The organism is Psychrobium sp. nBUS_13, assembly GCF_051201665.1.
Lineage (GTDB): Bacteria > Pseudomonadota > Gammaproteobacteria > Enterobacterales > Psychrobiaceae > Psychrobium.
The window spans coordinates 3,001,506-3,015,095 of the sequence record NZ_CP179210.1; the positions used below are offsets into that span (position 1 = coordinate 3,001,506).

14 protein-coding genes are annotated in these 13,590 nt (G+C 39.7%); 5 read left to right on the forward strand and 9 right to left on the reverse strand.

The genetic code is table 11. The features are described 5' to 3' along the window. Positions 1–67: 67 nt before the first annotated feature. From ACMAZF_RS13840 to ACMAZF_RS13850, 3 genes are all read right to left on the reverse strand, one after another. Positions 68–1,834, reverse strand: a complete 1,767-nt coding sequence (locus ACMAZF_RS13840; RefSeq protein ID WP_435274374.1) for a flotillin family protein — start codon at positions 1,832–1,834, stop codon at positions 68–70. A 33-nt stretch (positions 1,835–1,867) separates the two neighbouring features. Then, entirely contained in the window at positions 1,868–2,515 is a 648-nt protein-coding gene (locus ACMAZF_RS13845) for an OB-fold-containig protein (protein ID WP_435274375.1), read from the reverse strand. A 284-nt stretch (positions 2,516–2,799) separates the two neighbouring features. Beyond that, complete coding sequence (locus tag ACMAZF_RS13850; RefSeq protein WP_435274376.1) at positions 2,800–4,098, reverse strand: methyl-accepting chemotaxis protein; 1,299 nt, start codon at positions 4,096–4,098, stop codon at positions 2,800–2,802. Between the two features lie 164 nt (positions 4,099–4,262). Between ACMAZF_RS13850 and ACMAZF_RS13855 the strand changes: the two genes are divergently transcribed. Then, entirely contained in the window at positions 4,263–5,936 is a 1,674-nt protein-coding gene (locus tag ACMAZF_RS13855) for a bifunctional metallophosphatase/5'-nucleotidase (protein WP_435274377.1), read from the forward strand. A 121-nt stretch (positions 5,937–6,057) separates the two neighbouring features. Continuing rightward, the gene (locus tag ACMAZF_RS13860) at positions 6,058–6,807 is read left to right on the forward strand and encodes a class I SAM-dependent methyltransferase (protein ID WP_435274378.1); all 750 of its coding nucleotides are present in this window, start codon (positions 6,058–6,060) and stop codon (positions 6,805–6,807) included. 242 nt (positions 6,808–7,049) lie between these two features. Here ACMAZF_RS13860 and ACMAZF_RS13865 read toward each other — a convergent pair whose 3' ends face one another. The 3 genes from ACMAZF_RS13865 to dapA all read right to left on the reverse strand — a co-directional run bounded on the left by ACMAZF_RS13865 (position 7,050) and on the right by dapA (position 9,691). After that, on the reverse strand, positions 7,050–7,520 hold the full coding sequence (locus ACMAZF_RS13865; protein ID WP_435274379.1) for a GNAT family N-acetyltransferase: 471 nt from the start codon (positions 7,518–7,520) through the stop codon (positions 7,050–7,052). Positions 7,521–7,713: 193 nt separating this feature from the next. Further along, the gene (bamC, locus tag ACMAZF_RS13870; protein ID WP_435274380.1) at positions 7,714–8,799 is read right to left on the reverse strand and encodes an outer membrane protein assembly factor BamC; all 1,086 of its coding nucleotides are present in this window, start codon (positions 8,797–8,799) and stop codon (positions 7,714–7,716) included. Positions 8,800–8,812: 13 nt separating this feature from the next. Further along, entirely contained in the window at positions 8,813–9,691 is an 879-nt protein-coding gene (gene dapA / locus ACMAZF_RS13875; protein ID WP_435274381.1) for a 4-hydroxy-tetrahydrodipicolinate synthase, read from the reverse strand. 200 nt (positions 9,692–9,891) lie between these two features. On the opposite strand from dapA, the gene ACMAZF_RS13880 reads away from it, so the two are divergent. Next, positions 9,892–10,407 (forward strand): glycine cleavage system protein R, encoded by a 516-nt coding sequence (locus tag ACMAZF_RS13880; RefSeq protein WP_435274382.1) that lies wholly within the window; start codon positions 9,892–9,894, stop codon positions 10,405–10,407. Between the two features lie 21 nt (positions 10,408–10,428). Then, entirely contained in the window at positions 10,429–10,893 is a 465-nt protein-coding gene (gene bcp / locus ACMAZF_RS13885; RefSeq protein WP_435274383.1) for a thioredoxin-dependent thiol peroxidase, read from the forward strand. 65 nt (positions 10,894–10,958) lie between these two features. Here the strand turns inward: bcp and pspC are convergent, their stop codons facing one another. The 3 genes from pspC to pspA are packed head-to-tail and all read right to left on the reverse strand — an operon-like array spanning position 10,959 to position 12,271. Then, positions 10,959–11,363 (reverse strand): envelope stress response membrane protein PspC, encoded by a 405-nt coding sequence (gene pspC, locus ACMAZF_RS13890; protein ID WP_435274384.1) that lies wholly within the window; start codon positions 11,361–11,363, stop codon positions 10,959–10,961. After that, positions 11,360–11,599: an envelope stress response membrane protein PspB gene (gene pspB / locus ACMAZF_RS13895; RefSeq protein ID WP_435274385.1), complete on the reverse strand. Its 240-nt coding sequence runs from the start codon at positions 11,597–11,599 to the stop codon at positions 11,360–11,362. The genes pspC and pspB overlap by 4 nt, the downstream gene beginning before the upstream one ends. A 12-nt stretch (positions 11,600–11,611) precedes the next feature. Further along, positions 11,612–12,271, reverse strand: coding sequence for a phage shock protein PspA (gene pspA / locus ACMAZF_RS13900; RefSeq protein ID WP_435274386.1), 660 nt, complete (start codon positions 12,269–12,271; stop codon positions 11,612–11,614). Between the two features lie 190 nt (positions 12,272–12,461). Here pspA and pspF point away from each other — a divergent pair, with 190 nt between their 5' ends. Then, the gene (pspF, locus tag ACMAZF_RS13905; protein ID WP_435274387.1) at positions 12,462–13,544 is read left to right on the forward strand and encodes a phage shock protein operon transcriptional activator; all 1,083 of its coding nucleotides are present in this window, start codon (positions 12,462–12,464) and stop codon (positions 13,542–13,544) included. The last annotated feature ends 46 nt before the right edge of the window (positions 13,545–13,590 follow it).

Here is a 13,590-nt window from a genome sequence, read left to right on the forward strand (position 1 = left end):
CCCTACTGTTATCTATTTCAGTAGGGCGTTTTTGATTCACCGTTTTATTCTAATTTACTAATGACGATTATTTATCACTAGATACTTCAACGCTATTAGACATTGAGAAATCAGAACCATCATGACCATTAAGACCATTTATTGGCTGACTTGGATTCAGACTGTTGTTGCCTGTTAACAAGTCATTTAATGAACCTGTTTCTTTATTTACTAAACCAAGTTCTTGCAACATAGAATCAACTAACGGCGCATTGGCACGGTAGTTAAGCGCAGCTGCTGTTACTTGTTCTGCCATGCTGCCATTGCCGGAGGTGCTAATAGTTTGACCATTATCACTTGTACTCGCTCCGCCGCCATAACCTTGTAAGATTTTAATGCCTTCAATGTTCTCAAGTGGTTTAACAGAATTAGCAATAACTTCTGGTAGTGCTTTAAGCGTTGCTAGCGCTCTTTGTAATTCAATTTGCTCATCACGTAAAATGTTTTCCGCTTCGTACAATGCTTGTTTACCAGCCGCTTCAACTGCTAAGATACGCTCATCAGCTTCTGCTTTAAGCATAGTTGCATCAGCACTTGCTTTCGCTTCTGTTAATACAGCACTTGCTTTATCTTCTGCGGCGCGTTTTTCAGCGTCAGCTTGTACTGTGATGCCAACAGCGTCACGTTCAGCTTCTTTCTTCGCGTCGATAACTTCGATTTCTTTGCGACGATTAGCTTCGGCAACTTGACGGGTCGTAACAACCGCTTCTTCTTTTTCTACACGTTCTTTTTCAGCTTCAGCCGCTTTTGCACGGGCTGCGGATTCTGCTTCCGATTTTTCAGCAACGGCGATTTGCTTGTCTTGCTCAGACACTTCAACATCGCGTTGTTGTTGAATTCGCGCTTGCTCTAACGCTGTGCGCTTATCAATTTCACGAGCTTCAACATCACGGGCTTTTTGAATTTCGGCTAATTCAATTGCTTTCTCTTTAGTGATTTGTGCTTCGCGTTCTTCGCGTTCTTTAATTTCGCGCGTTTTAGCAATTTCAGCTTTTTGTTCAACACGTTTAAATTCAAGTACCTGTTCTTGAGCAATGCGCAGCTCTTCTTCTTCTTTTTCAATTTCTAATGAATCACGCTCAGCTTCAAGATTACGACGCTGAATTTGAACACGATTTTCTTGCTCAATGTCATTGGTCTCTTTACGTTTTTCTTCGATGATTTTAGCGAGTCGAGCACGACCTTCCGCATCAAACGCATTGTTTTCGTTAAAGAAATTCAAGTCTGTTTGGTCGAATCCTGTTAACGATACAGATTCCAATTCTAAACCATTTTTTTCCAAATCGTTTGATACATTTTGTTGAACTTTTTGTACGAAATTAGCACGTTGCTCATGCATGTCTGTCATTGTCATTTCAGCAGCTACGGTGCGCAGTACATCAACAAACTTTGATTCCATCAATTTTTTAAGTTCTTCAACACGCATGGTACGACTACCCAGTGTTTGAGCTGCCATTGAAATGCCTTCAGCGTGTGGCGCCACACGTAGATAGAAATCAGCTTTCACATCAACACGCATACGATCTTTAGTGATAAGCGAGTCTTTTTGTACCTTCTCCACTTCGATACGCAACGTGTTCATGTTCACTGGGATAGTTTCGTGTAATACCGGCAAACAAATTGCGCCGCCATCTTTTACTACTTTTTCACCGCCCATGCCGGTACGAACAAATGCGATTTCCTTTGTTGCGCGCACATAAAGCTTGGCAAAGATAAGACCGATAATGAGTACTGTTAATACACCAACACCTGCCATGATCAGGATAAATGTAGTGTTTGAATCTAATGCTTCCATAGAGAGTTTCCTTTTTTTGAATATTACGCTTAATTACGCGTTAAATTTGACTGCAAGCCAGCATTTTTCTTGTTTTTCAACGAGAACAACTTGCTGAGATTGTTCAAATATTTCATCGCTGGTTTCTGGAGCCACCAGCACATAGTGTTTTTGATTAAATTGGTCGGTAAGCACAGCCTCAGCAGGAGAATGTTGAGTGGCTTTACCTATGGTGATTTTTGCAACGAATCCAGTAAATGAATCAGCTGATACTGCCGATGTTTCATTTTTTGGCATAAGTTTAGCGAGCGGCTTGCCAATGGTTCGTGTCATGACTATCGCAGCAAAAATTGCAAAAATAGATGCCATAAATGACGGTAGCGCTAACGTTAACCAGTTGAGGTTTAAATAGTTAAATGAGTAGCCTGCAATGGCAAATGTCGATAAAAACAGAACCAGCCATACAAGTAGTGGTAACTTGTTGAGATACAACCAACCAACGACAGAGGTTAAACCGCCAGACGTTACGTTGCCATCTAGCTCAACATCAACTTCCATTTCAAACGGAGAGAATTGATCAAAAAGGCTCATAATACTTAAACCGACAAGTAGCCCTAGCCCTTCAAAAAGTCCGAGAATGAGCACTGAACCTAAGGCGATTGCAAATGGTGTATTAAAATCGGCGACGAGAAATTCAAACATGGCCTAATTCCTTTTATTAGTTGAAGTGCTTACATTAAATATCTACGCATCTAAATAACATAAAATGCTGATAATTAATCACTAACGTCCTTTTTATTGCTTTAACAACGCAGTTTAAACATAGACATTAAGAGTAGTAGATATTTAACGGTTTACTTAAAAAAGCGAGTTCATAATTACATCCAATGTCATAATATGTCAAGAAACCACTAATCGATTGACTATAATTCAGCCAATAAAAAAGGTGATTTCGCACCTTTTAGAAAAACAGCAGAACGCATTTATCAGAACAACTCAACATCAGCCTCGTCAGTTTGAGGCGCCATAGCAGTCACTGGTTTAAGCTTCTTAGGACGATGATTAACATCCCAATGTGCGCCAGATAAAATAAAGCGATCAAGCACTGTCCGTAATGAATGTGACAATGCGACTAAATCATTTGATGAAAGCTCTTGTTCTCGCGAACTTGCCAATACTTCTTGATTCAATGCCACCATGTTGTCAATTTCTCGTTGCGCATCTCGTGATACTGACATTTGAATATCTGATGATTGTTTAATGCTGCCTGATAACTGATTAATACTATTAATTGCTTCTAATACAATATTGAGATGCTCGGAAGTATCAGAAGACAAACTTACCGACTCTTTCGACGATTCTAATCCCACTTGCATTGTTTTGTAGGCATTGTCTGTGCTGCTGGCAATGCGCGTCACTAGATCTCGTACCTCTTGAGTCGAGGTTGCAGTGCGCTCTGCCAACGTTCTAACCTCATCTGCAACAACAGCAAAACCTCGACCTTGCTCACCAGCGCGAGCCGCCTCAATGGCAGCGTTTAACGCTAATAGATTAGTTTGCTCTGCGATAGAGTTAATCACATCAATGATAGTATTAATTTCATCACTGTCTTTTTTCAACACATCAATGTGAGATGCTGCTTGAGTCAATTTATCTTGTAGGTTTGTCACACTAATTTTTTCTTGTGACGATGAGTCTTGCGCAATTTTTGATGACTCTGCGCTGACATTTGCTTGGTCAATAAGCGACGCTAAATCTTGGTGCAAGTTATTGGAAGCTTCACCCACTTGATTAAGTGCATAATGAATACCATGACCTAAACTGTCTTGCATTGTTGCTTTCTGCATCATGGTTGAATAAGAGTTATTGAGTTCTTCTGACATTGGATGAAGCCGTGCTGAGGAGGCATAGAGAGAACATAAAGACTCATCCATTTCTTCATTGTTTTTATTTAGCCTGTTAAAAGCGTGCGCTAGCATACCGCCTTTATCTTGCGAAAGTGTTTTGGTTAGGTCGATATTATCACCTGCACGAATGCTTGACGCGTAGTTATCGAGCTCAGTGATACTTGAAAACAAACTATTTTTTACCGCTAACACAAATACTACGGTAGCGAGCCCGCTCACTGCTAATATACCTGCGACAGCCGACCAACTTATTTCAAAGAACCAGCTACAAAAGCCAACTCCAAGTAGTTGAACAAGGGTGGGAATAATTAAAATCTGAATTAACTGTTGTGTTAACGATTTTTCCTGAGAATACGTTGAGTTAGAAAAACTAGACATATGACGCCAACTGCTCCATTAGTTGCTGATTCCAATAAATAATGATACTGAGTTTTTAAGTTTACACAACAGTTTAAATTTTAAACTGTTATGTTGTTTTTTTATAATAAATGACACGTTTCAGTCATTAGTTCGTGCTAAGCTCAGCTTTCACAGGAGGCTAAATGACCTATTCGCTTTACCTAGCACACATTAATGACACCCATTCACATTTTGAACCAACGCCGTTATCGTTGAGACTTCCTTTAGCTGATGGCGCCATTGAACTATCAGTACCTTGTGGTGGTTACGCAATGATCGCAAGTGCCATAAACAACTTCAGAAATATTGCCAAGCAGCAAAACACACCCTCATTATTTCTACATGCAGGCGATAGTTTTCAAGGAAGTTTGTACTTTAGTCGTTTTAAAGGCTTAGCCAATGCCGTGTTACTTAATAAAATGATGCCGGACGCAATGACGATTGGTAATCATGAGTTTGATTTGGGGAACTTACCGCTTTCTCAATTTATTAAAGCTGCCAATTTTCCCTGTTTGGCAGGTAATATGGATTTACAGCATGAAAATCCCAACAAAGAACTACCACTAGCGATTCACGACAACCTATTTCATTATGATAACAACAAAGCCATAGCGTCATACATCACACGACCATTACACGATAAAGAATTGGCTATTGTTGGCATTACGTTAGATCAAATGGCCAAAATAGGCTGTCCAGATCATGATTGCCACTTCCTTGATGCCATAGCAACGACCAAGCGCACCATTGAGCACATTCAACAGCAAGGTATCTCACATATCATCGTGCTGTCTCATTTAGGTTATCAAGGCGACAGAGAGCTAGCTCAGGCGGTCTCTGGCATAAGTGTCATTGTTGGTGGTCACTCCCATACGTTAACAGCCGATTTCAGTGAGCTGGGATTGTCGTCAACCGAGCAATCACAAGTTGTCATCAACGACACCTTAATTTTACAAGCTGGCAAACACGCCGAGTCAATTGGCCTAAGTAAGTTAACGTTTGATGAAAATGGTAGAGTCATTGAGCAAGAAGGCGGTGTAAAACTCTTGCCTTGCGCCAATTGGAATCATGAGCCAGATAATAAGCATTTAAGCGCTGATAAAATAAGTCAATGTAATGATTTTATGGCCCGCAGCGCTTTGTTTGAATTGACTAAACCATGTGCTGAAGTGACTGAATGTATCTACCATGATTATCGCCCGTTGATTGAAGCGATGAAAGCGAATGTGATCACAAATTTATCTAAAGATTATCGCCATGTACGAGTACCTAACGAGTTATTACCACAGGGCAGTGAGATAGCGCCATTAGTCGCCAGTGCCTTTTATCATTGTGCCAATGAGCATCACCCTACCGACTTTGCACTGCATAATGCAGGCGGCGTTCGCGTTTCACTCAATAAGGGGCCATTAACAGCTGCTGATATTTGCGGGCGTTTATTACCCTTTGAAATACAAATTGTACGTTATAGAGTCCAAGGTAAGGTTTTAAAAGCTGCGCTTGAAGGTGGTATTAACAATGCGAAAAATAATGGCGTGATTGGCACTGGTGACGGCAGTTACCCTTATTGTCACGGTATACGATTTACCTATATAGATGATAATCCAAAGGGTGAACGCATTAGTTCATTGCTAATTAATCAAGATGGGCAATGGCAAGAAATCTCGTCTGATGCATATTATTACGGTGTTTCATCTGCTTATACGATTGCAGGCAAAGAAGGCTACGACGCGTTGTTGCACGCGAGCGAACAACAAGATCTTCCCTACTCTATGAGTGATGCCTTTGTTAAATACGTTAGCAATCAAAAGTTATAAACTGTGATAATCGAAATGTTTTGTTACCTATTTAACGTAATACACAGGTAATCAATGATTTCAATTTTCACCAATGTCATTAATAATCAATCTCAAATAATAACCGCAACAAGGAATTACGATGATTAAACAACTGTTACCACTAACCATTGCAGCTGTATTTTGTATTGGAAGTGCCCATGCTGGAGATCTCAGCGAAGGTGTTAAGAAGGCAATGAAGTCTGATATTCGCACCGCTAAAGAAGTAAAACGCGATAGAAATCGCCGTCCAGTTCAAACGCTGGAATTCTTTGGCATTAAAGATGACATGAAGGTATTAGAACTTATCCCTGGCGGTGGTTGGTATACTAAACTGTTAGCGCCAGCATTACGCGATAATGGTAAATATTACGCAGCAATTGGCACTGACCGCATTAAAAATAATCTGATCAGCAAACCAGGTTTTGATAAAGTGACAATTATCAACCCTGAAGCTGATATGAAATATAATCGCGAACTACGTGATTTTGAAATCGAAAACCTAAACTTAGGAAGCAATGATTTCGACGCGGTATTAACCTTCCGCAATTATCATAACTTTGTTGAAAGCGCGCGTCATGACATGAATAAAGCGGCGTTTAAAGCATTAAAATCTGGTGGTATTTACGGTGTTGTTGACCATACGCGTCGTCATATGCAGCGTGAAAATGATGAAAATGGCCGTCGTTTCGATCCCGTTTTAGCAATAAAAGAAATCGAAGCAGCAGGGTTTAAGTTTGTCGATTACTCAAATATACATTACAAAGCCGATGACGAGCTTCGTTATGAAGTAGGCCGTAAGACGGTTACTGGTAATACAGACCGTTTTACTTTGTTATTTAAGAAAATGTAATAATTAAAGCAATAAAAAAGCGCTTCCATCCGGTAAGCGCTTTTTTATGTCTGAAATATAATACCAATTGCATTAAATATTTGCCCACTTGTACTTGTTAAAATTAACTAAAATGGCGTTGCTCTCTATCCTAATAGCCAGCTATTAGTCAATCGAGCGCCTTGTTTTAGCTGATTTTCTCTACGCACAACAAGATCACTTACTTAATGCAATTGGTATAAGTTCGTTTCACATTTGAGATTTTAGTTTTCGACAACAAATTCCATTGGCGTGTATTTGATACCGTGACGACATTGCTGCTCGTCAATACTCGAAAAGCCCCAGCGTTCATACACAGGAAGCGCATATGATGTTGAGTTGAGAGTAAACTTTCCTCGGTTGCCTTGCTTCAAACTATGCTCATAAATAGCGTGCCAAAGCTTCTTAGCGATACCTTTGTGTTGGTGTTGCTCATCGACAAATAAATGAAACATGTGGCTGTGATCTTTCATGGCAATTACACCCACGATATCACTCCCCTCTTGCGCCACTAAATATGAAAATCCTTGCTCCATATAATCGCGAATGGCACGGTGCTCGACAGTTTTCAAAAAGAAACCTAAACCGCCCTCTTCAAATTCATCTAGCAACAAGCTCTGAGCATTACGCGCAATGAGATCACTAATGGTCTTACTATCTGCAATGACTGCTTGTCGTATCGTTATGGAAGCCACAAATTGATCCTTTCCTTGTTTACAGGCCGACTATCATACACCGACTGATGTAATTTTTCCATCTTATCAGCGACTTTAGTATGATTCCCTATGATAATAAAAGGATCAATTATGTGGTACTTCTTGATCTTTAGGGATTAAAAAAGCCCTGCATTCAAATTAATGAACACAGGGCTTTTTAATCATTTAACGATTACAAGTCTTTCTTAGCCATTAGCTCACTGAAGGCTGCTAGCATTTCTTGCATCTTCTCACTTGATAAGCGTTCACCTTTGCTATCAACAATAGTCAATAAGCTTAAGTCACCACGTTCAACCAGTTTGATTTGATACTTTTCGTTCTTCTGAAGTTTTATTTCAGCGACACTGCTGTCACCTGAGAATAAGTTCGCCCAGAATCCATCTTTTAACGGTTTAAACGTTGTGAAGTAAGTATTAACTGACTTATCACGGTCTTCAACCTCTAAACCAAGTTTAGGTAAAACGGTCGCTAGTTTTTCCCATGATAATTCATATGGCGCATGAATTTGATACACAGTGTTGTTTTCGTTATCAAGTCCAAGGCCTAACTTTATGCCTTTGTTTACCTTCACACGATTTGCTAATAACTGCTTATGATGCTCAACAAAAACTTGTGATAAGAAGTGATTAAGCATACGCGATTCATAACGACGCTTTGCAAATTTATTAAGTTCAACAGTTTGACCTTGCTCTTGATGTTGAATCAAAGAAACAGCAACAATAGCCTTGTAACCTTGAGGATCAACCTTAATGTCAAATCGATATTGTTGATCTAACGTCACTTCTTCATCAAGACCGAATAATATTTTAAAATATTCATCAGACGCAATAGTGCGCGTTGACAAAGAACGACCAACTTGCTCACTACCAATGCCATAGCCTTGACTAGAAATGAAGGTTGTTAGCTTGTTCCATAGATCATCTTGGAATTTATCTTTTGATAAAAATGATTCAAAAATAACTTCAGTTTGCTCGGTTACATCGCTCGCCAAAGAATTTGGCGCAACAGGCATCACTAATGCTGGAGCACGGATATCAAGCTTATCGCCTATTAACTCTTTATTAGCATTCGCAGAAACCGTAGGAATTTTATAGGCCGTGCTATCTTTTAGCGGCGTGAATCCTTCAGGATACTTAACTTGTTTATCTGTCGTTTCTTTTAAATATTCAAAATTACCACTGGCTTGATGTCGTTCACTAAAACTACTACAACCCGATAAAATGATACCGCCACATAAGGCAATATAAAGCTTTCTCATTGTTACTCCAATCTTATAATACTTGTGCTTCTCGCATGGCGCTGTTTAGCAACTCATGATATTCGCTTGATAATTCTACTAATGGCAAACGCAATTGACCGTTTGATATTGCACCTATTTGTGCCACACACCATTTCACAGGAATTGGATTTGCCTCAACAAATAGATGGCTATGCAATGATTTTAGCTTGCTATTAATCTGTTCTGCTGGTTCTCGTTCACCCGCTAATGCATGACGACATAAATCGCTCATTAGCTTTGGTGCTACATTATTTGTCACAGAAATAACGCCGTGACCACCTTGCAGCATAAACTCTAAACCCGTGTCATCATCGCCACTAAACAGTAGGAAGTTATTATCACACAGCGCTTTGATCTCACTTAAGCGCGATAAGTTCCCCGTTGCTTCTTTAATTCCGATAATATTTTTTACTTTTGATAATTCTGCAACTGTTTCAGGCAACAAATCACATTGTGTGCGCCCTGGTACATTGTACAGAATTTGAGGAATATCAGTGGCGTTTGCAACAGCTTTGTAATGTTCTATCAGTCCGCGCTGAGGAGGTTTATTGTAGTAAGGAGTCACACCTAACATAGCATCAACACCGCTATCGTTTAGTCGTTTTGTTAATTCAACAGCTTCTGAGGTCGAGTTTGAACCATTGCCGCCAATAACAGGAATTCGTCCATTAACAAATGAAACCACTTGCTTGACCACTTTTATGTGCTCGTCATGGCTTAGTGTTGTTGATTCACCAGTTGTACCAACAGCAACAATACCGTCGGTGCCTTGCTGAATGTGAAATTCCACCAGCTGTTCTAATTGTTGATAATCAACATCCCCGTTGTCATTAAATGGGGTAACTAATGCAACAATACTACCTGAAAACATCACTTTAAAATCCTCTCTTTATCTAGGCAAGCTATGGTACGGATAGGTGATAATAAACTCAAGGAATTAATCGCTTGATCACATAACAATCCTAAGAAATTGTTGAAAATTGTGCTAATATCACGTCCAATTTTTTACTCAATCATTTATTCGTCTCATCGATATGTCATTCATTGGCCATTATCGAGAACAGGAGCATCATGGATAACTTTCTTGTCGTCACTGCCGTGGGTACTGACCGCCCCGGTATTGTTAACGAACTGACTAAGATAGTCACCCAAACTAATTGTAATATTGTTGATAGTCGACTAGCCGTTTTTGGTAACGAATTTACGCTAATTTTGTTACTCAGCGGCGATTGGAATGCCATCACACGCTTTGAAACAGATTTATCGGTACGCAGTGCACAGTTAGAACTAATTACTTTTATGAAACGTACTAGTGAGCACAAATTAGTTAGCTATGAAGGTCAGATATCCGTCAAACTCGACGGCAAAGATGCGCCAGGATGTATCGGCCAATTCACTGAATATTTAGCGACTAAAAATATAGACCTGTGTAGCTTTAGAACCAAAGCAAAAAGTGGCTATCAACGTATTGAGATGCTCATCAACCTCACAAGCAATACCGACTATATACAATTACAACAACATTTCGACGCGTTGGCGGAGCAACTCTCGCTCACCATACGATATGAACATCTCGAACAATATTAGAACTTAGCAATAGGATACTGAATGAATACTTTACAAGCTGGCGACAAAGCACCTGAATTTACATTACTCGACCAAAATGAAAAGGAAATCAGCCTTAATCAATTTTCTGGTAAAAAAGTACTCGTTTATTTTTACCCTAAGGCCATGACACCTGGTTGTAATGTCCAAGCTCAAGGTTTGCGTGATAGCCAAGAAGCGTTAAAAGCATTCAATGTTGAGGTATTAGGCTTGAGCCCTGATGCACCTAAACGCTTGGTAAAGTTCACGGAAAAATTTGATTTAAACTTCACATTGTTATCGGATGAAGATCACGCTGTTGCTGACGCTTTTGGCGTGTGGGGCCTGAAGAAATTCATGGGTAAGGAATATGACGGTATTCACCGCATGAGCTTTTTAATTAATGAGAATGGTGTTGTCGAACACGTATTTAATAAGTTTAAGACTAAGAACCACCATGAAGTAGTACTAGATCATCTAAACGGCTAAATTTACGCCACGTTAGACACAATTAAACCGCAAATAAATTTGCGGTTTAATTGTGAGTGACTAAATCACTTCAAGCTATCAATCTGTCTCGCTAGGTCGAATTCTTTTGATGTCACAAAGCTTTCAACATTGCGTAAACGTAATTCAATTTGACGAAATTGCGTTTTCACTTCGCGAAATGCTTCGCGTGGTGGTTGTCCTTGTTGCCATACTTTCGACTTCACCGACACACTATGATCAAGACCACCGATGTTTGGCTGAACTGGCGGCTTTTTATCTAACATAAACCATGCGGCTACATACATTAGAAAAACAAAGCCCGCACCACCTAAAAAGAATGCTGATAAAACACCAACGCGAACCAGCCATACTTCCATATTAAATCGTTCTGCGACCCCTGCACAAACACCTGCAATCTTGCCTTGTTGTGGAATTCGGTAAAACTCTTTTACTGGTTCTTGTTGACTCATTGTTTTGCTCTCCATTGTGGTGCTTCAGCATCTAAAATTGACTCTAAAGTCTCAATGCGTACCGCCATGGCTTCTGCCTGGTGACTTAGAGATGTTAGTTCTTGATACTCTTCATCTGTTAAGCCTTGGCTTACTTGGCGTTTGCTGCGATAGTGCAAAAACAACCACATTGGTGCAACAAATACTAAGAACAGCGCTGTTGGTACTATTATTACCGCTAATACTCCATCATCCATCGCTATCTCTCCTTATTTCTTTTTCATTTTCTTTTTAAGTGCTTCTAATTCGTCAGTAATAGCATCTTGTTGTTCGAGCTCTGCGAATTCATCATTTAATGAACGGGCACCTAAATCTTGGGCTTCAACTTGAGATTCTAAATCTTCAACACGGCGTTCATACTGTTCAAACTTATCAATAGAACTTTGAGTTTTACTCGAATCAAGTTGCTTTTTAACTTGTAAGCGTGATGTTGCTGTCTCAGTACGAATAACCATGCTCTTTTGACGAGCGCGGGCTTCATCTAATTTACTTTGCAGCTGGACAACTTCTTCTTTAAGTAATGTTAACTGCTCTTCAATTTGAACCATATCACCTGATAACGCTTCAGCTAACTCAGCACACTTTTGTTTTTCAATTAATGCACCGCGCGCTAAATCTTCACGTTCTTTACTTAGTGCTAATTCCGCTTTCGCTTGCCACTCAGTTTCTTGATTAGATGCACGGGTAACACGACGTTGTAATTCTTTCTTCTGAGCAATTAAGCTTGCTGAGTTAGAGCGAACTTCAACAAGTGTGTCTTCCATTTCTTGAATAATTAGGCGAACCATTTTCTTTGGATCTTCCGCCTTATCTAATAAAGATGTGATATTCGAATTAACGATATCTGCAAATCTGCTAAAAATACCCATAATGAACTTCCTCTTATCTTTGAAACTGTATGAATTTAATATCTTATATTCACAATTGGTGCCAGTGTAACAAAATAATCCTAAACCTCTAAATTTAAAGTAATTAATTAATTTTTATTTTGTCATATTTTTATTCACCGTTATTTGTTAGACTAATTTTTAGTTAATTAAACCAATAAAAAGTATAACTATGAGTCGTTTTGACAAAAAAGATAATTTAGTAGGACAAGCTGCTAGTTTTTTGGAAGTTTTAGATCATGTTTCACTCGCTGCCCCAATCAGTAAGCCGGTACTTATTATCGGAGAGCGCGGCACAGGTAAAGAGCTCATTGCAGAGCGACTACATTACTTATCAAAGCGTTGGGAGTCCAACTACGTCAAGCTAAACTGTGCAACCTTGTCTGAAAGCGTATTGGAAAGTGAGTTATTTGGTCACGAATCAGGTTCATTTACAGGGGCAAGCAAACGCCATGAAGGACGTTTTGAACGCGCAAATGGCGGAACGCTCTTTTTAGATGAATTGGCAAACACCTCATTACGCGTGCAAGAGAAACTACTCAATGTTATTGAGTATGGCGAGTTTGAAAGGGTAGGCGGGACTAGGCCTGTGAAAACGGATGTCAGACTGATCTGTGCAACCAACGAAGACTTGCCTACGCTCGTTGCAAAAGGAAAGTTTCGCGCTGATTTACTCGACAGACTTGCCTTTGACGTTATTACCTTGCCACCTCTTAGGCATCGTCAAGAAGATATCTTACTGCTTGGTGAAACCTTTGCCATCAACATGGCACGTCAATTAGAACTAGAGTATTTTGGCGGTTTTGGCGCCAAAGCAAAACAAACACTGTTAAGTTATGACTGGCCAGGTAATGTACGTGAACTAAAAAATGTTGTTGAGCGCTCGCTTTATCGACATGATAACGCAGCACTACCATTACAAAAGATTCTTATCGACCCTTTCGAGTCAGAATATCGACCAAAACAATCAATTGCTTCGTCGGTTGTTGCTAGTGAGAATATCAACAACAGTGCTCCAACTACAACAGCGGCAGTTGCAGAACCGACAACTTCAAATAGCTCGGCAATTCCTGATTTCCCATTAGACTTTAAAACTGTCACGCAAGATTTTGAAGTTGATTTAATTAAACAGGCGCTAGCGAGTGCCCAATTTAGTCAAAAGAAAGCGGCTCAGCAACTCGGTGTAACCTATCACCAATTACGTGGTTTGCTTAAGAAATATCAGCTATTAGAGTCAAGTGCTGAAAATGAATAAAACTTCATCACAAAAACGCTAAGTTGCCTATAATACTATTGATGTT

Coding starts and splice junctions, on each gene's coding strand:
- ACMAZF_RS13840 (WP_435274374.1), bottom strand. CDS start 1,834: ATGGAAGCATTAGATTCAAACACTACATTTATCCTGATCATGGCAGGT.
- ACMAZF_RS13845 (WP_435274375.1), bottom strand. CDS start 2,515: ATGTTTGAATTTCTCGTCGCCGATTTTAATACACCATTTGCAATCGCC.
- ACMAZF_RS13850 (WP_435274376.1), bottom strand. CDS start 4,098: ATGTCTAGTTTTTCTAACTCAACGTATTCTCAGGAAAAATCGTTAACA.
- ACMAZF_RS13855 (WP_435274377.1), top strand. CDS start 4,263: ATGACCTATTCGCTTTACCTAGCACACATTAATGACACCCATTCACAT.
- ACMAZF_RS13860 (WP_435274378.1), top strand. CDS start 6,058: ATGATTAAACAACTGTTACCACTAACCATTGCAGCTGTATTTTGTATT.
- bamC (WP_435274380.1), bottom strand. CDS start 8,799: ATGAGAAAGCTTTATATTGCCTTATGTGGCGGTATCATTTTATCGGGT.
- dapA (WP_435274381.1), bottom strand. CDS start 9,691: ATGTTTTCAGGTAGTATTGTTGCATTAGTTACCCCATTTAATGACAAC.
- ACMAZF_RS13880 (WP_435274382.1), top strand. CDS start 9,892: ATGGATAACTTTCTTGTCGTCACTGCCGTGGGTACTGACCGCCCCGGT.
- bcp (WP_435274383.1), top strand. CDS start 10,429: ATGAATACTTTACAAGCTGGCGACAAAGCACCTGAATTTACATTACTC.
- pspC (WP_435274384.1), bottom strand. CDS start 11,363: ATGAGTCAACAAGAACCAGTAAAAGAGTTTTACCGAATTCCACAACAA.
- pspB (WP_435274385.1), bottom strand. CDS start 11,599: ATGGATGATGGAGTATTAGCGGTAATAATAGTACCAACAGCGCTGTTC.
- pspA (WP_435274386.1), bottom strand. CDS start 12,271: ATGGGTATTTTTAGCAGATTTGCAGATATCGTTAATTCGAATATCACA.
- pspF (WP_435274387.1), top strand. CDS start 12,462: ATGAGTCGTTTTGACAAAAAAGATAATTTAGTAGGACAAGCTGCTAGT.